The following is a 15,599-nucleotide window of genomic DNA, read 5'->3' on the forward strand; positions in this document are numbered from 1 at the left end:
AATAACGGCCCATTAGATGCACCGAAACAAAGCACAAAAGACAAAAAAGTTATTTTTTTAGGCATTTTACAAATTGACACACTAATATGGTGCGTTTTATTCTGTGATTCCACTCAAGCCCTTTCTTCATAAGGCTTACTTATAAAAGCGTCATGATTATTTGCATTGCTTAGACAGTAAATAACCAGTGAAAACGCTTAAAAAGTATCCAAATCAAGCATCTTTAACAAAATTTTCTACTTGACTATGAGCCTAAAGAGTAATTCTATTAGGTCATGCGACATCCTTTTAGAGGATTGTGCTGCATATACACACAAAAAAAAGAATAACTAAATGTTGGCAACATTCTTGCTTAGTAATTTTTAGAGATTTAAAAGCTCTATTTAAATACAAACAAGATAACAACATGTATATAAAACGCCTGGGAGGCTCTATAAATGAAATCTAACGTTGGTAAACTACTTTCAACAGCAGCAATCGCTGCCACTATTAGTACTGCAGCAACCGCTGGTACTCTTGATGACGTTAAATCTAAAGGCTTTATCCAGTGTGGTGTAAGTCAGGGTGTTCCAGGTTTCTCCAACGCTGATGACGCTGGTAACTGGACTGGTATCGATGTTGATGCATGTCGTGCTGCTGCAGCCGCTGTATTTGGCGATGCTCAAAAAGTTAAATTCACTCCTCTTTCTGCTAAAGAGCGTTTCACTGCCCTACAGTCTGGTGAAATTGACGTTCTTTCTCGTAACACTACTTGGACTTACACTCGTGACTCTTCTCTAGGTCTAGACTTCACAGCTGTAAACTTCTACGACGGTCAAGGTTTCATGGCTCGTAAAGATCTTGGTGTAGAGTCTGCTTTGGATCTTGACGGTGCAACAGTTTGTACTGAGCAAGGTACAACTACTGAATTGAACATGGCTGACTTCTTCCGTAAGCACCAACTGTCTTACGTTCCAGTAATCGTACAGAAAGCTGACGAAGCCCTAGCGGCTTACGCTTCTGGCCGTTGTGACGTATTCACTACGGATAAATCAGGTCTTGCCGCTCACCGTTCTAAGCTTTCTGATCCAAGCGCACACATGATCCTTCCAGAAACAATTTCTAAAGAGCCTCTAGGCCCTGTTGTTCGTCACGGCGACAACCAGTGGAAAGATATTGTAACTTGGGCAATGTTCGTACAGGTTAACGCTGAAGAAATGGGTATTTCTTCTGCAAACGTTGCGAAAATCAAAAGCGAAACAACTGATCCAGGCATCAAGCGTCTACTAGGTGCTGAAGGTGACATGGGTGCTCAACTTGGTCTACCTGCTGATTGGGCTTACAACGTAATCGCACAAGTAGGTAACTACGGTGAAGTATTTGAGCGTAACGTTGGTCCAGAAACTCCAGTTGGTCTACCACGTGGTATCAACAACCTATGGACTGAAGGCGGTGTAATGTACGCGCCACCAGTACGTTAATAAATACCTACCTATAGCACCTGCTTCGGGTATTTACTCAGCGGCGCATCTGCCGCTGAGTTTCTCCCCCCTTTCTACCACATCTGACGAGCATTCCATTGCCTGAACTAAGATGAGCGATAAAACTACTTCTAGCAATAACAGCCTATTGAATGATGCCGGCACCCGTGCCTTAGTCTTTCAAATTGTGCTGCTGGTTATCGTGGTTTTCGTGGGTTATTACCTATTTAGTAACTTACAAGCCAACCTAGCCAATCGCGGGATTTCTACTGGTTTTTCATTTTTAAACGAGCCAGCGGGTTTCCCAGTTCTAATCCACCTAATTGAGTACACAGAAGCCGACACTTATGGTCGAGCTTTCGTTGTTGCCCTGATCAATACCTTTGTTATCTCCCTAATGGGTATAGTGTTAGCCACTATCATTGGCGTGATCATGGGTCTAGCACGTCTATCCAACAACTGGTTAGTGGCTAGATTAGCAACGGTATACATAGAGACATTGCGTAACATTCCTCTGTTACTACAAATGTTCTTCTGGTACTTCGCGGTATTGGCCGCTCTACCTGCGCCAAGAAACAGCTACGAATTTGCCGACTTCCTATTAAACAAACGAGGAATCTACTCACCAAACCCAATTACTCAAGACGGTTTCGGGGTAGTGATTGCAGGATTCATTCTGTCTATCGTTGCTTCTATCGGCATCATTATTTGGGCGAAAAAACGCCAAACAAGAACCGGTGTGTGGTTCCCAGCTTACTGGGCATCTTTAGGCACAATTATAGTTGTTACCTTCCTTGCCCTCGCAGTATCCGGTTTCCCTATTGAGTTTGACCTACCACAGAAGAGTCGCTTCAACGTGACTGGTGGTATGGTGTTACCGCCTGAATTTGTCGCAGTTTTGGTGGCACTTTCTACTTATACGGGCTCGTTTATTGCGGAGATCGTCCGTGCTGGTATTTTGTCCGTCAACTGGGGACAAACAGAAGCCGCTCGTTCACTTGGACTTAAAGATGGTTTGACACAACGCTTGATCGTATTACCACAAGCTCTACGAGTCATCATTCCACCACTGACCAGCCAATACTTGAACCTTGCAAAGAACTCCTCATTGGGTGCGGCGATTGCTTACCCAGAATTGGTTGCCGTGGTCATGGGTACAACCCTGAACCAAACCGGTCAAGCGATTGAAACAATTGGTCTTTGTATGTTGGTTTACGGAACATTGAGTTTATCTATCTCTATGTTCATGAACTGGTACAACAAGAAAATGTCATTAATGGAGCGCTAGGAGGCTAAACATGGCTATTGAATTTAAACCATCACCCAGCCTTCCACCACCGGTTAACTCGGTGGGTGCTGTGGCTTGGGTACGTCAAAACTTATTGTCGTCCCCACTGAATATCTTTTTGACGCTTTTCAGCTTTTACATCTTGTATTTACTGATTCCACCTATGGTGGAATGGGGCTTGGTCAACGCTACCTGGGAAGGTGCATCTAAAGCAGACTGTGCGCCGGGCGGTGCATGTTGGGCCTTTATCGGCGCACGTTTCGACCAGTTCATGTATGGACTGTATCCACCTGAAGAAACTTGGCGTATTAACCTCGCCACTATTCTTTTAGTGGTTATGATCGGTGCTTTTGCGGTGAAAGCCGTTAATAAACTTTACCTATCTATCGCTATCATTGTGGTATACCCAGTTATCGCTTACATCCTGTTCGCAGGTGGTGTATTCGGTTTGGAAGCAGTTGAGACTTCTTTGTGGGGTGGATTATTCCTAACCATGTTGCTCGGTATCATAGGTATTGTGGCGTCTTTCCCACTGGGTGTTTTGCTGGCTCTAGGCCGTCGTTCAAACATGCCGGTTGCCAAATCCGTATGTGTTGTATTCATTGAAACCATCCGTGCGGTTCCTTTGATTACTATCTTGTTTATGGCGTCTGTAATGATTCCATTGTTCTTGCCAGAAGGTTTGAACTTCAACAAGTTACTTAGGGTATTGATCGGTATCACGCTATTCTCTGCAGCTTATATGGCAGAGGTAATTCGTGGTGGTTTGCAAGCGATTCCTAAGGGTCAGTACGAAGCGGCTGACGCCATGGGCTTAACCTACTGGCAGTCAATGGTATTGGTTATCCTGCCACAGGCTTTGAAACTGGTTATTCCTGGTATCGTAAACACTTTCATCGGTCTATTTAAAGATACGACTCTGGTTTATATCGTTGGTATGTTCGACTTCTTGGGCATTATCCAATTAGCCAACCACGATGCCAACTGGCTAGGTACAACCGTTGAAGGTTATGCATTTGCCGGATTCATTTATTGGGCTATTTGCTTCGGTATGTCACGTTACAGTATGGCGATCGAGCGTAAATTAGAAACCGGACATAAGCGCAATTAGTTAAGAATTTGAGGTCAATACAATGACAGACAGAAATATGGCACTTGCCCAACTTGAGCCGGGTGAAGACGCAATCATCGAGTTTAACGATGTCAACAAATGGTACGGTGATTTTCATGTATTGAAGAACATCAACTTCAGTATTAAAAAAGGCGAACGTATCGTTGTCTGTGGTCCTTCCGGTTCCGGTAAGTCCACCATGACGCGCTGTATCAACCGTCTAGAAGAGCACCAAAAAGGTTCTATCATCGTTGATGGTATCGAGATGAACGATAACTTGAAAAACATCGAAGCGATCCGTAAGGACGTGGGCATGGTTTTCCAGCACTTCAACTTGTTTCCGCACCTTACGATCCTAGAAAACCTGACGCTAGCACCTATTTGGGTGCGTAAAATGCCGAAGAAAGAAGCTGAAGAAATGGCTATGCATTACTTGGAGCGTGTAAAGATCGCCAACCAAGCAATGAAGTTCCCAGGTCAGCTTTCTGGTGGTCAGCAACAACGTGTAGCGATTGCCCGTGGCTTGTGTATGAAACCACGCATCATGCTATTCGATGAGCCGACTTCTGCACTTGACCCTGAGATGATCAAAGAAGTACTGGATGTTATGGTTCAGTTGGCTGACGAAGGTATGACCATGGTTTGTGTAACCCACGAAATGGGCTTCGCGAAAACCGTGGCCGACCGTGTAGTCTTCATGGATGCGGGTGAAATCGTTGAGGCTAATGAGCCAAACGAATTCTTCGAAAATCCACAACATGACCGTACACAATTGTTCTTGAGCCAAATCTTGAATCACTAATCTTTCGTGTTTTCGTGTTATATTAAAAAGCCTCACCTATGGTGAGGCTTTTTTGCGTTTAGCTGTACGCACTTTTTACCGTATAAGGATATTGGACTTCTTAATATGAGCCATGATTTACCAAGCTCTGCTGCGCAAAAACTGCGAATCGTACACTTTTCAGATAAAAACGGCCGTATTCAAGTTATTTTCCCCGAAACACGCTTACTGAATTTAGAGGCGGTTTTCAGTGCCACACAACGCCGCTTCCGCCCTATTTACCATCGTCGCGAGCAAGATAACAATCGCTTGAAGCCCAATACTCAAACCCTGATCGACCAAGAAGTCTTTCAGTTTGACTTATTGGCCATTCAAAACTCTGCTGGGAATGGCTATGAAACCATCAGCAGCGACGCGCTCAAACAACGCTTTGCGGGGCCATTGAACTATATTGATGACTTTTGTATCGAGCTTGGCCGTGTACCACAGCCGGTTGCTCACCACAAAGACGATGAGCAACAATTGCGCCAAGCTCTAGGGGAATTTAAAGCGACTCGTGTTACTCAACGATTAGAAGAAACGCTAGAAATGCCAGCTTTGTCGGCCACCTGTCGACGTATTATTCAGCTCTGCGCTAACCCCAACGCCGATGCGGAAGAGCTGTGTAAAATCATTAACTTGGATCCAAGCTTAGCGGCGCAAGTCATGAGCTGGGCCTCATCCCCCTATTACGGCACTAACAATAAAGTCGACTCTATTGACGATGCAATTATTCGCATTGTGGGTTTTGATATGGTGCTCAACCTTGCCCTAGGTTTGTCCATGGGGGCTTCAATTGAGCCCCCCAAAAACGGCCCGCGTCATTTCCAAGAATTCTGGCTTGATGCGGTTTCCCATGCCATTCTCATGGACTTACTTGTGCAGAGAGTGTCCCCAGAACGTCGCCCTCAAAAGGGCCATGCCTACCTAGCAGGCTTACTGCATAATTTTGGCTATTTGATTCTCGGGGCAGTACTACCTCCCTATTTTTCTGCCTTATCACGACAACATGAAGCCAACCCCCACTTGCCTGCTGACATGATAGAGATGTTTGCCCTAGGTTTTACTCAGCAACAATTGGCTTTTCGCCAATTTAAGCAGTGGCAACTACCGGACAATGTTTGCACCGCTATTCGCTACAGCACTCAACCCGAATATCAAGGTGATCACGCGCCTTTAACCAAATTATTACACCTTGCCCAGCGAGTTTATCGACAGCAAGAAGTACCATCAGCACTATTGAATGATCTAGGTTTGACTCCTGCTGATACGCAAAAAGCTTACCAGCAATTATTAGAATCCAGTGCCTACTTACAGATCATGGCGAACCTCATCAAAAAACAGTAAGCTTGCACACCATGACAATCCTTAATCAAGCCGCAGCCCAACAATTTGATTATCGCTGGTATCCTTGCCATCGCATCAATAAGCAAGCAGTACCCTCTAAGCTGTGGCCTTGGCTAACAACGGCCGACTCGTTAACGGCCAAACTACAAAGCATTGGTCACCTCACGGTGAAGGTTTTGGAAGACGATTGGGGGACAGCCACCCCAAGAGAGCGTAAACGCCTAAAATTACGCCCTAGGGATGCCACGCGTATCCGCACTGTGGTTTTACATTGTGATGGTGAAGCCGTCATTTTAGCCCGCTCAGTGGTACCAGCCAGCGCACTCAAAGGCCGCTGGCGACAGGTAAAGCATCTAAAGACCAAACCGCTCGGCGGCTATTTATTCCAACATAGGGCTCTAAAACGCAGCCCAATTGAAGTGGCAAAGCTTCCAAAGAATCTATTTCCTAATCAAAACAAAGCCTTATGGGCACGTCGATCTGTTTTTCTGCAGCATGGTCAAGGTATACTGGTTAACGAAGTATTTTTCGACACCATCACTCATCTAGCGCAGCCATTTAAAACTTATGAATAAGATCATCGCCTACGCAGAATTGACTCGCTTTAACCGTCCCATTGGTTCATTTTTACTGATGTGGCCAACATTATGGGCATTATGGCTCGCTGCAGACGGCCTCCCCGATTTATCCTTAATCGTGATTTTTATATTGGGTGTTTTTAGCATGCGCTCTGCTGGTTGCGTAATAAATGATTATGCAGATCGCAAAGTCGATGGTCATGTTGACCGCACCAAGAATCGTCCTTTGCCCTCGGGCCGGGTGAGCGAGAAAGAAGCCTTAGCCTTATTCGCAGGCCTTGCTTTACTCAGCTTTGTATTGGTGCTCTTTACCGATTTACAAACCATCTTATTGTCTGTGGTTGGTCTAGGCTTAGCCGCACTTTACCCTTTCATGAAACGCTATACCCATTTACCGCAACTCTTCTTAGGGCTGGCATTTTCATGGGCCATTCCAATGGCTTACAGCGCCCAAGGCGGTAATCTTGCGGACCCACAACTGTGGATGCTATTTGTGGCAAATTGCTTCTGGACCATAGCTTACGACACCTACTATGCCATCACAGACCGGCCTGACGATTTAAAAATTGGCATCAAATCAACCGCCATTCTCTTCGCCCAATACGATTTATTGGTCATTGTGTGTTTGCAAGGCCTGATGCTGTCACTGATGTTTTGGGTGGGTATCTTGTCTGCCCAACATTGGCCTTATTTTGTCGCGCTATTGGTCTGCCTCTGGCTTTTCTATCAGCAGTTTCAGCAATCCAAAACCCGCGATCGCCAAGCCTGCTTTAAATCCTTCCTAGACAATAACCGCGTTGGCTACACTCTATTCCTAGGCATTATCGGCAGCTATTTTGTTGAATATATGGCAACGATGTGACATTTTAACCTAATTGTCACATTTGGTCGTTTTAATAAACCGTTCCTGAGATGAGGATAGATCCTGTGACCGGTAAAAAAGTATTAATAATTGATGATGAGTCTTCCATACGTGAAATGATTGCCGTTGCCCTAGAGATGGCCGGCTACGAGTATTTGGAAGCAGAAAACAGCCAACAAGCCCATGAAATTATTGTTGACCATCGACCTGACCTAATTCTTGTCGATTGGATGATGCCTGGCGGCAGTGGCATAGAGCTAACTCGACGCCTGAAAAAAGACACAACCACGGCGGAAATCCCCGTTATTATGCTGACCGCAAAAAGCGAAGAAGATAATAAGATTCAAGGATTAGAAGTTGGTGCGGACGATTACATCACCAAACCTTTCTCGCCCCGTGAACTGGTGGCACGCTTAAAAGCGGTATTGCGCCGTGCGACACCTCAAGGCGTCGATGAGCCGATCGAAGTAGAAGGTTTAGTACTCGACCCAATCAGTCAGCGCGTTACCATTGGTAGCCGTCCATTAGAAATGGGGCCAACCGAGTACCGCTTACTCAAATTTTTAATGACTCACCAAGAACGAGCTTATTCTCGCGCACAGCTGCTTGATCAAGTGTGGGGTGGCAATGTTTACGTCGAAGAGCGCACCGTCGATGTTCATATTCGTCGTTTACGTAAAGCCATTGGCAACACCCATGACACCCTGATCCAAACCGTACGCGGCACAGGTTATCGTTTTTCAGCTAAAAGGACGGCATGAAAACCATCTGGCGTAACACCATACTGCGTTGGCTCATTGGCCTCGCCGCCTGTATTACTATTGGCCTAGTTTTAGGTCATTTGTTGGCGGTGGTTTTGCTGTATGTTCTCGGCACCCTATATTGGCAGTTTTATCAGCTTTATACCTTCCACCATTGGCTGCGCCACTCTGGTCGCAAAGCCCCACCAGAAACCAGCGGTATCTGGGGTGAAGTATTTGATTCGGTTTATCGCTTGCAGAAAAAGCAACGTAAATCGAAACGCCGTATGCGCCAAGCCTTAACTCGAATTGAAAGCTCTACCGCCGCCTTAAAAGAAGGCGTTATTATGGCGGACAACCAAGGCAACTTGGAATGGTGGAACAATTCCGCGGCACACTTTCTAGGCCTGATGCGTCCTGTCGATCGCGGCCAAGCCATCACCAACATAGTACGTAACCCAGATTTCTTCCGTTACTTTAGCCAAAAGCGTTTTGGCGAACCTCTGGTAATTAAATCGCCAGCAAAAAGCGGTGTTTATTTAGAAATACAAACCACCCTTTATGATAAAAATGATCACCTGATTTTTATCCGTGATGTGACTCGCCTGCACCTGTTAGAACAAATGCGTAAAGACTTTGTGGCCAACGCTTCTCACGAGTTAAAAACGCCCCTCACGGTGATTAAAGGCTATCTTGAAACCCTTTCCATGTTTAAAGACAGTTTGCCTGCCAGTATGCAAAAAGGCATAGTGAATATGTCTGATCAATCTGAACGCATGGAACACCTGATAGAAGATCTACTGCTGCTCTCGCGTCTAGAAAGCAATGATAAACGCGAAGTAGACCAATGGCTTAAAGTAAGTGATTTGATTCAGGCCATCCAGAAAATGGCTTCGCCGATTCTCACCGACCAACATCAACTCACTTTTGATATTCCTGAAGATGCGCGCTTGTATGGCTCCTTTAAAGAGCTATACAGTGCCTTCTCGAACTTGGTCGTAAATGCAATTAAATACTCACCAGACGGTGGTGAAATTACCGTAATGTGGGAAGCAAACGAATTTAGTGGTGTCTTTTCGGTACAGGATACCGGTTTGGGTATTGAGCCGCGTTATATCCCTCGCCTTACGGAACGCTTTTTCCGTGTGGATAAAGGCCGAGGCTCCAAAACTGGCGGCACAGGCTTGGGCTTAGCCATTGTAAAGCACGTTATTTTACACCACGATGCCAAGCTACAAATTCGTAGCCAGCCAGGCTTCGGCAGCACCTTCTCCTGCCATTTCCCCGCCAGCCGCATCCGAACAGACGCCTTTGCTCTTGAAAGCGATACAGAAGCGCTTAAGAGCTCTGATTAAACAATAAGGGCGCTCCATGGAGCGCCCTTACTTATTCCCTGCTACATCGCTGGCAAGCTAGCGACAAATTTTCTGCTTACAAACTTTCAAATAAGCTTTTCATAAACGCTTCTTTTTCGTCATCTTGGTCAATCAATACTAGGGTGACGGTTAAGAAAGTCGAGTCGTGCTTTTTCTCTGTGGTCGCCACAGACTGAACATAATAATTTAGGCGATTAATCTGCCCTTGGTATTCTAAATCCAGCACAGCTTGGCCTAATACGGCAGGGATCACATCATCACTCTTTATCAAAAGAGTGCCCTCTTGTTTAGAAAGCTTAATCACCATGCAACGAAATTGCTTATTTTCAAAGCGAACCATGGTGGGAATTTTTACATCCTTCATAGTCACGCTCGGCGCGGTAACTTTAGGGGTCACTTGAGTAGTTTTGCTACCAGCTCCAAGCAGAATGTCCAAAGAGGCTGCTGAGCTACTATCAGAGCCCAACGCGCTGCCAGGGCGTGCTTTTTGCGAAGCTAATTTGCCATCAATATTATGCTTTTTCGCCGCCGACATGACCTTATTCACCAGCTGTTCACTGGAAAACGGCTTACCTAAATAATCCGTTACCCCAGATTGCACCGCTTCAATTACATGGCTTTTATCGCCTCGGCTGGTGATCATTAAGAACGGCACTTGCTCTTTTTGATAATTAGGCTGTTCACGACACCATTTGAGTAATTCAACCCCTGTCATTTCAGGCATTTCCCAATCGCACAACACCATATCAAAACGGGTTTTGCTGAGCATTTGTTGGGCTTTCTTGCCATTTACAGCCTCATCTACCATGCAGGCTGGGAACTGCCTGCGCAGCGTCCGCTTTATCAGGTCGCGTGTAAAAGATGCATCATCGACCACAAGAATTTTTAATGACATGGTTAAGCCTTGTTTGAAAGATCTAAAAGAGAAGCGTATTCGCCATGGGACGGTCTAAAAACGGAAATCCATAATAGCGTCGCCGCCACTACCGCAATCGGCATGATAAATAGGTTAAGCACTGGAATGGCTAAACTTACCATGACAATGGCACCAAATGTCCAGCACATGAGAGGCTTAGAACGCAGTGCCATCCGCATTTCATGGAACGGAACCTTGTTGTTATCAAAGGCATAGTCCATATATTGCAGGGCCAACATCCAAGTCGAGAAGAGCAATAACAAGAAAGGCGCGATAACATTTACAATCGGAATGAATGATAGCAGCAGCAAGAGCACAAAGCGCGGCAAGAAATATAAGATTTTCTGCAGCTCACGCTGCAAACTGCGCAGCACAATCGCCAATATGACTTTCCCCGTTAGCGCTTCATCGAATACTTTTCCGGTCTGTTTTTCTTCTACTTTTTCCGCCAGAAATGCCATGAATGGCGCCGCCAAGATATTGATACCGACTGAAAAGCTATAGAACAAGAGCACGCTGGTAATAGCGGCAAAGATAATATAGAAAAACCAGTTTAGGAAAGACAACCATTCGGGCATGTAGTCCATCGCAACCGTCACTAGGTGGTTGAAGTAGCTTAATGCCAATACGTACACTAACCCCATTAAAAGAATATTCGCTAAGAAAGGCGCAAGAATAAACAAACGTAACTGTGGAGATACAATTAATGGAAGCGCCTTTATAAATGCCCCCGCCGCTTTAAAGGGTTGTGAAATCATAAATTCTCTCTTTTGTGTCAAAAATAGCCTTGCTGCAAATCGATGAGAGGCTGCAATGCTGTATTTTAACCACAGCTAGATAGATCAGCTAGCTGTAAATCCTTCTCTGAGCCGCCGTTAGGTGGTTAAATACACTATATGTCTAGATTATTCGTAAAGTTGACGATTATTTGTTTATCATAAAATAATCTTATCCATTCAAGGTGGTTTGTTTATGCGCTTAGCCTTTTATATTTTTATCTTCCTTTTTAGTCGTGAAGCTTTCTCCCTCGAAAAACCTACTGGTCAGGTAATCTTGAGCGTTTCTGGTGACATAAAAACTTACAACGCCAACAACCGCGCCGATTTTGATTTGGCTATGTTAAATGCCTTACCTCAAGTCAGTGTCACCACCCACAATCCTTGGACGGATGGCGAGCACACCTACACAGGTTTTTCTGTGATAGACCTATTAGAACAATTAGAAAGTTCTGGTAGCCATTTAAAGTTTACCGCGCTCAATCAATATCAAACTGAGATTCCTCTTTCGGACTTTACTGACCATGGGGCAATTATGGCAACCCACAGAGACGGGCTGCCCATGAGCATTCGTAACCTAGGCCCTATCATGGTGATCTACCCGTTCGATCAAAATAGTGACCTGAAAATAGAGCAATATTACGGTCGCTCTATTTGGCAAATTAAAGAGATGAAAAGCTTCTCTATCACGGAGTAAAGCATCATGTTGAAAAAGAATTGGTATTCGCCTCGCCCATTCATTCAAAAATGGGCCGCATACGCCCTAGGGGCGTTAACCATTGCAATCGCTGTCGCCATGCTCAGCATTATCAATTACACCAGTAACGCCGCAAAAGTGGACTCCCAAAGGGTTTTTGAAAGCTCTGTTTGGAACACCCTACAACTGCAAATACAAACCTACCGCTTTCGTCATTACCTAAGCGACCTTAGTACCCAGAGTGGCCAAACTAAGGGTGAAACCTTCTTTCAATATGACCTGCTAATGAGCCGCATAGATTTGCTGAGAACGGGTAAAGTTGGCTCGTTAATTAGTGAATACTCAGGTGGACGAGCATTAAGGTTACTCAACATCATCAACGCTGAACTGGAGCTGGTCAGCCTGAATGTGGTGAAAATTGAAGAGGGAGACCGAAGTTATTTAGAGGATCTAGTGTCTCGATTGGAAAGTCTAGATACGCAAATCAATGAGTTTGTCACGCTTACCAATCAGGGCAATAACCAGTTTATTACCGACCAGCATCGCCTACTGCAAAAGAATCTTGATCAAGTCCAAAAGCTCACGATCTTTTTCTTGATCAGCTTAATCTTACTCTGCGGCTTTATTCTAAAGAGTGTCTCTAGAGTAAAAGGGATTTATCAAAAAAACAAAGAGTTGAACAATAACCTATTGTTTTCTGAAGAAAATAAAAGCCATGGTTTGCAAACCATCATCAAGGAAATGCATAGAAACTTTGATCTGACAGAAGCAAATACCGGCACCTACCCTGCACTAAAAACGCTACAGACCGCTGAAACGCTGTTAGCACTAGTACAGATTAATGCCGAAAGCTTCAGCTTAACGCCAACTGCTGAGAAGCTTTCTCGTCACCTTAATGAAGTGATTGACCAGTTCAATTACCATTTTGAACATCAACGTGTAAGCCTTGATTTGGTTATGGACCAAGCGCTTCCTGAAGTGATCGTGCTGGATTTCATTAATACCAAACGCATCATCAGCGCTTTGTTACAGCATGCCTTAATTAATAACCATGCAGAGCACATCACCATCAAGGTTAGGCATACTTTGTCTAACAAAAATGGCTCTAAAGTCCTGGTGGTGAACATTCAAGATGATGGCTTGGGCAAGTCCAACTCGGATCTTGATAAGCTGCGTATATCGCCCATGTCGAATGGCCACGCAGATGAAGATGAACTAACCCTTAAACTCTCATTGAGCTATAAGCTGGTCAGCATTATGGGAGGCAACTTACAGTTCAGCTGTAAGGAATACAATGGCTGCCAGTTCTGGCTAGAGTTGCCCTTTCATCTGCCCAATACAGAATCTTAGTTAGCCTAAACCTTAAAGGCTTAGGCTATCGAGCAAGCATTAACGCTGCCAGCTAAAGTCCGTTGCTTTGATAAAAGTATCTACAAGGCGCTCAATGCCCGCTTCATCATCTGCAGAGAAGCGTCCAGCAACAGGGCTGTCTAAATCGACAACTCCCACCAGTTCACCTTCGACCATCAAGGGAATCACTAACTCTGCGGCAGATTGAGCATCACAGGCAATGTGTCCATCAAAGGCATGTACATCATCAATACGCTGTACTTGCTGAGTCTGTGCTGCTTGCCCACAAACACCACGACCAAAAGGTATACGAGTACAAGCGACTTTGCCGACAAAAGGCCCAAGCACCAGTTCATTACCGCGGCTAAAGTAAAATCCTGACCAATTTAGGTCCGGCACCAATTGCATAAGAAACGCTGAAAATTGCGCTGCATTACAGATAAGATCTCGCTCACCACTTAACAAGCCAGCTAGCTGCTCATCAAGTTGCTGATAAAACTCTTCTGTTGGAATGTCGCTGTTTGCGCTCAGTGAAAACATAACCGCCCTGTTCCTAAAATAAAAAAACAGATCATAAACAAAGCCTAGGCAGACGCCAATGGAATCCTTATCTTAAGCAAGGAAAAAACAAGAAAGTCCCAAGCACAAAAAAACCACTTACCCATAGCATGGATAAGTGGCTTGTTGTCTTGCTTGATGCGAAAGCGTAAAGCTTACTTAGAAACTTTTTCCGCTAAGTCGCCAAGCGGTACGTGGCGAACGTTCACACCTTTCACCATGAAGATCAAATGCTGGCAAGTATGACGAGCATGATCACCAATTCTTTCCAGAGAACGCAATACCCAGATCACGTTCATGATACGGGAAATACTGCGAGGGTCTTCCATCATGTAAGTCATCAAGGAACGCATGGCCGCATTGTATTCAAGGTCAACGTTACGGTCGCGCTTCGCTACTTTGATCGCTGCATCTATGTCTAGACGAGCATAAGCGTCAAGGGTTTCATGGATCATACGAGAAACCATTTCGCCAATGCGGTTAATTTCCACATAGCCTCTTGGAGATTCGCCTTCATCCACTAAATTAAGCGTTAAACGAGCAATTTTCTTCGCTTCGTCACCCATACGCTCCAATTCACCTACCGCTTTACTGATCGACACTATCATACGTAGATCAGACGCGGCTGGCTGGCGAATGGCTAGGATGCGGTTACACTCATCATCGATCAAGCCATCCAGCTGATTCACCATAGCGTCTTGCTCTGTTACCTGCTCCGCCAAACTACCATTGTTATCAAGCAAGGCTTGAATGGCATCTTGTACTTGGTTTTCAACAACACCACCCATGGTTAAGAAGTGCTGACGAAGCGCTTCTAGTTCGTTATTGAACTGCTGGGAGATATGGTCCGTAGTTAATTCTTTCATTGTGCTTCCCTCAACCTAGCCGTAGCGACCTGTAATGTAATCTTCAGTTTGCTGTTTACTTGGATTCGTGAACAAGGTGTTCGTGTCGCCAAATTCAATCAGATCACCCATGTACATGAAGGCTGTGTAATCAGATACACGCGCCGCTTGTTGCATGTTGTGGGTTACAATAGCGATGGTGAAATCATTTTTCAGCTCATGGATCAGCTCTTCAATCTTCAATGTTGAAATTGGGTCCAAGGCAGACGCAGGCTCATCCAACAATAAAACTTCAGGCTTTACCGCTACCGTGCGAGCAATAACCAAACGTTGTTGCTGACCACCAGACATTCCCAAAGCACTTTCGTGTAGACGGTCTTTCACTTCGTCCCACAAAGCGGCTGAGCGCAATGCCCATTCAACAGTTTCGTCGATCACACGCTTTTGGTTAATGCCTTGAATACGCAAGCCATAAGCCACGTTTTCATAAATGCTTTTCGGGAATGGGTTTGGCTTTTGGAACACCATACCAACACGACGACGCAATTCTGCTACGTCCGTGCCTTTTTCATAAATATTGCTGTCATGCAGGTTGATCTCACCGGTAATACGGCAGCTATCAACCAAGTCATTCATGCGGTTGAAACAACGCAACAGCGTTGATTTACCACAACCAGAAGGACCGATGAAAGCCGTTACCTTCTTCTCAGGGATGATCATATCCACGCCTTTAAGCGCTTCTTTTTCCCCGTAGTAAAGATGCAAATCTTTAACAGAAAGGCAAACGGTTTCGTCTTCGATGCGCAAAGCTTGCTGGCTACGCTGCATCGCTGAAATATCAATTGAGTGTGTTTTTGCTTCGCTCATAATCTTTT

At 45.0% G+C, this 15,599-nt stretch carries 16 protein-coding genes; 11 read left to right on the forward strand and 5 right to left on the reverse strand.

Going from position 1 to position 15,599, the window contains the following annotated elements; all coding sequences use genetic code 11:
- Positions 1-437 precede the first annotated feature (437 nt).
- The 9 genes from ACUM5Y_RS08215 (at position 438) to phoR (ending at position 9,561) form a co-directional block, all read left to right on the forward strand.
- Entirely contained in the window at positions 438-1,460 is a 1,023-nt protein-coding gene (locus tag ACUM5Y_RS08215; protein ID WP_445976390.1) for an amino acid ABC transporter substrate-binding protein, read from the forward strand.
- Between the two features lie 112 nt (positions 1,461-1,572).
- Positions 1,573-2,748 carry an amino acid ABC transporter permease gene (locus ACUM5Y_RS08220; protein WP_445976391.1) on the forward strand — a complete coding sequence of 392 codons (1,176 nt, stop codon included), beginning with the start codon at positions 1,573-1,575 and terminating at the stop codon, positions 2,746-2,748.
- Positions 2,749-2,758: 10 nt separating this feature from the next.
- The gene (locus ACUM5Y_RS08225; protein ID WP_445976392.1) at positions 2,759-3,859 is read left to right on the forward strand and encodes an amino acid ABC transporter permease; all 1,101 of its coding nucleotides are present in this window, start codon (positions 2,759-2,761) and stop codon (positions 3,857-3,859) included.
- A 22-nt stretch (positions 3,860-3,881) separates the two neighbouring features.
- Entirely contained in the window at positions 3,882-4,661 is a 780-nt protein-coding gene (locus ACUM5Y_RS08230) for an amino acid ABC transporter ATP-binding protein (RefSeq protein ID WP_445976393.1), read from the forward strand.
- Positions 4,662-4,766: 105 nt separating this feature from the next.
- Positions 4,767-6,026: an HDOD domain-containing protein gene (locus tag ACUM5Y_RS08235; protein ID WP_445976394.1), complete on the forward strand. Its 1,260-nt coding sequence runs from the start codon at positions 4,767-4,769 to the stop codon at positions 6,024-6,026.
- A gap of 11 nt (positions 6,027-6,037) precedes the next feature.
- Positions 6,038-6,601, forward strand: a complete 564-nt coding sequence (locus tag ACUM5Y_RS08240) for a chorismate--pyruvate lyase family protein (protein WP_445976395.1) — start codon at positions 6,038-6,040, stop codon at positions 6,599-6,601.
- Positions 6,594-7,466: a 4-hydroxybenzoate octaprenyltransferase gene (gene ubiA / locus ACUM5Y_RS08245; protein ID WP_445976396.1), complete on the forward strand. Its 873-nt coding sequence runs from the start codon at positions 6,594-6,596 to the stop codon at positions 7,464-7,466. The genes ACUM5Y_RS08240 and ubiA overlap by 8 nt, the downstream gene beginning before the upstream one ends.
- 65 nt (positions 7,467-7,531) lie before the next feature.
- A complete protein-coding gene (phoB, locus tag ACUM5Y_RS08250) occupies positions 7,532-8,227 on the forward strand; it encodes a phosphate regulon transcriptional regulator PhoB (RefSeq protein WP_445976397.1) in 696 nt (231 codons plus the stop codon).
- Positions 8,224-9,561, forward strand: a complete 1,338-nt coding sequence (gene phoR, locus ACUM5Y_RS08255; protein WP_445976398.1) for a phosphate regulon sensor histidine kinase PhoR — start codon at positions 8,224-8,226, stop codon at positions 9,559-9,561. The genes phoB and phoR overlap by 4 nt, the downstream gene beginning before the upstream one ends.
- 76 nt (positions 9,562-9,637) lie before the next feature.
- Here the strand turns inward: phoR and ACUM5Y_RS08260 are convergent, their stop codons facing one another.
- Both ACUM5Y_RS08260 and cysZ read right to left on the reverse strand, forming a co-directional pair.
- Entirely contained in the window at positions 9,638-10,477 is an 840-nt protein-coding gene (locus tag ACUM5Y_RS08260; protein ID WP_445976399.1) for a response regulator, read from the reverse strand.
- Between the two features lie 2 nt (positions 10,478-10,479).
- A complete protein-coding gene (gene cysZ, locus ACUM5Y_RS08265) occupies positions 10,480-11,256 on the reverse strand; it encodes a sulfate transporter CysZ (RefSeq protein ID WP_445976400.1) in 777 nt (258 codons plus the stop codon).
- Positions 11,257-11,470: 214 nt separating this feature from the next.
- On the opposite strand from cysZ, the gene ACUM5Y_RS08270 reads away from it, so the two are divergent.
- Both ACUM5Y_RS08270 and ACUM5Y_RS08275 read left to right on the forward strand, forming a co-directional pair.
- Positions 11,471-11,971, forward strand: a complete 501-nt coding sequence (locus ACUM5Y_RS08270; RefSeq protein WP_445976401.1) for a putative pterin-binding protein — start codon at positions 11,471-11,473, stop codon at positions 11,969-11,971.
- A 6-nt stretch (positions 11,972-11,977) separates the two neighbouring features.
- Complete coding sequence (locus ACUM5Y_RS08275) at positions 11,978-13,321, forward strand: ATP-binding protein (RefSeq protein ID WP_445976402.1); 1,344 nt, start codon at positions 11,978-11,980, stop codon at positions 13,319-13,321.
- Positions 13,322-13,360: 39 nt separating this feature from the next.
- On the opposite strand, the gene msrC is transcribed toward ACUM5Y_RS08275, so the two are convergent.
- From msrC to pstB, 3 genes are all read right to left on the reverse strand, one after another.
- Positions 13,361-13,861: a free L-methionine (R)-S-oxide reductase MsrC gene (gene msrC / locus ACUM5Y_RS08280; protein ID WP_445976403.1), complete on the reverse strand. Its 501-nt coding sequence runs from the start codon at positions 13,859-13,861 to the stop codon at positions 13,361-13,363.
- 173 nt (positions 13,862-14,034) lie between these two features.
- Positions 14,035-14,745 carry a phosphate signaling complex protein PhoU gene (gene phoU, locus ACUM5Y_RS08285; protein WP_445976404.1) on the reverse strand — a complete coding sequence of 237 codons (711 nt, stop codon included), beginning with the start codon at positions 14,743-14,745 and terminating at the stop codon, positions 14,035-14,037.
- 15 nt (positions 14,746-14,760) lie between these two features.
- Positions 14,761-15,591: a phosphate ABC transporter ATP-binding protein PstB gene (gene pstB / locus ACUM5Y_RS08290; RefSeq protein WP_445976405.1), complete on the reverse strand. Its 831-nt coding sequence runs from the start codon at positions 15,589-15,591 to the stop codon at positions 14,761-14,763.
- Positions 15,592-15,599: the final 8 nt, after the last annotated feature.

It is taken from the genome of Marinomonas dokdonensis, from assembly GCF_052747885.1.

Excerpts from the sequence above, each read along its gene's own strand:
- pstB (WP_445976405.1), bottom strand. The coding sequence starts at position 15,591 with ATGAGCGAAGCAAAAACACACTCAATTGATATTTCAGCGATGCAGCGT.
- msrC (WP_445976403.1), bottom strand. The coding sequence starts at position 13,861 with ATGTTTTCACTGAGCGCAAACAGCGACATTCCAACAGAAGAGTTTTAT.
- ACUM5Y_RS08220 (WP_445976391.1), top strand. The coding sequence starts at position 1,573 with ATGAGCGATAAAACTACTTCTAGCAATAACAGCCTATTGAATGATGCC.
- phoR (WP_445976398.1), top strand. The coding sequence starts at position 8,224 with ATGAAAACCATCTGGCGTAACACCATACTGCGTTGGCTCATTGGCCTC.
- ACUM5Y_RS08225 (WP_445976392.1), top strand. The coding sequence starts at position 2,759 with ATGGCTATTGAATTTAAACCATCACCCAGCCTTCCACCACCGGTTAAC.
- cysZ (WP_445976400.1), bottom strand. The coding sequence starts at position 11,256 with ATGATTTCACAACCCTTTAAAGCGGCGGGGGCATTTATAAAGGCGCTT.
- ACUM5Y_RS08215 (WP_445976390.1), top strand. The coding sequence starts at position 438 with ATGAAATCTAACGTTGGTAAACTACTTTCAACAGCAGCAATCGCTGCC.
- ACUM5Y_RS08240 (WP_445976395.1), top strand. The coding sequence starts at position 6,038 with ATGACAATCCTTAATCAAGCCGCAGCCCAACAATTTGATTATCGCTGG.
- phoU (WP_445976404.1), bottom strand. The coding sequence starts at position 14,745 with ATGAAAGAATTAACTACGGACCATATCTCCCAGCAGTTCAATAACGAA.
- ACUM5Y_RS08275 (WP_445976402.1), top strand. The coding sequence starts at position 11,978 with ATGTTGAAAAAGAATTGGTATTCGCCTCGCCCATTCATTCAAAAATGG.
- ACUM5Y_RS08230 (WP_445976393.1), top strand. The coding sequence starts at position 3,882 with ATGACAGACAGAAATATGGCACTTGCCCAACTTGAGCCGGGTGAAGAC.
- ACUM5Y_RS08260 (WP_445976399.1), bottom strand. The coding sequence starts at position 10,477 with ATGTCATTAAAAATTCTTGTGGTCGATGATGCATCTTTTACACGCGAC.
- ACUM5Y_RS08270 (WP_445976401.1), top strand. The coding sequence starts at position 11,471 with ATGCGCTTAGCCTTTTATATTTTTATCTTCCTTTTTAGTCGTGAAGCT.
- ubiA (WP_445976396.1), top strand. The coding sequence starts at position 6,594 with ATGAATAAGATCATCGCCTACGCAGAATTGACTCGCTTTAACCGTCCC.
- ACUM5Y_RS08235 (WP_445976394.1), top strand. The coding sequence starts at position 4,767 with ATGAGCCATGATTTACCAAGCTCTGCTGCGCAAAAACTGCGAATCGTA.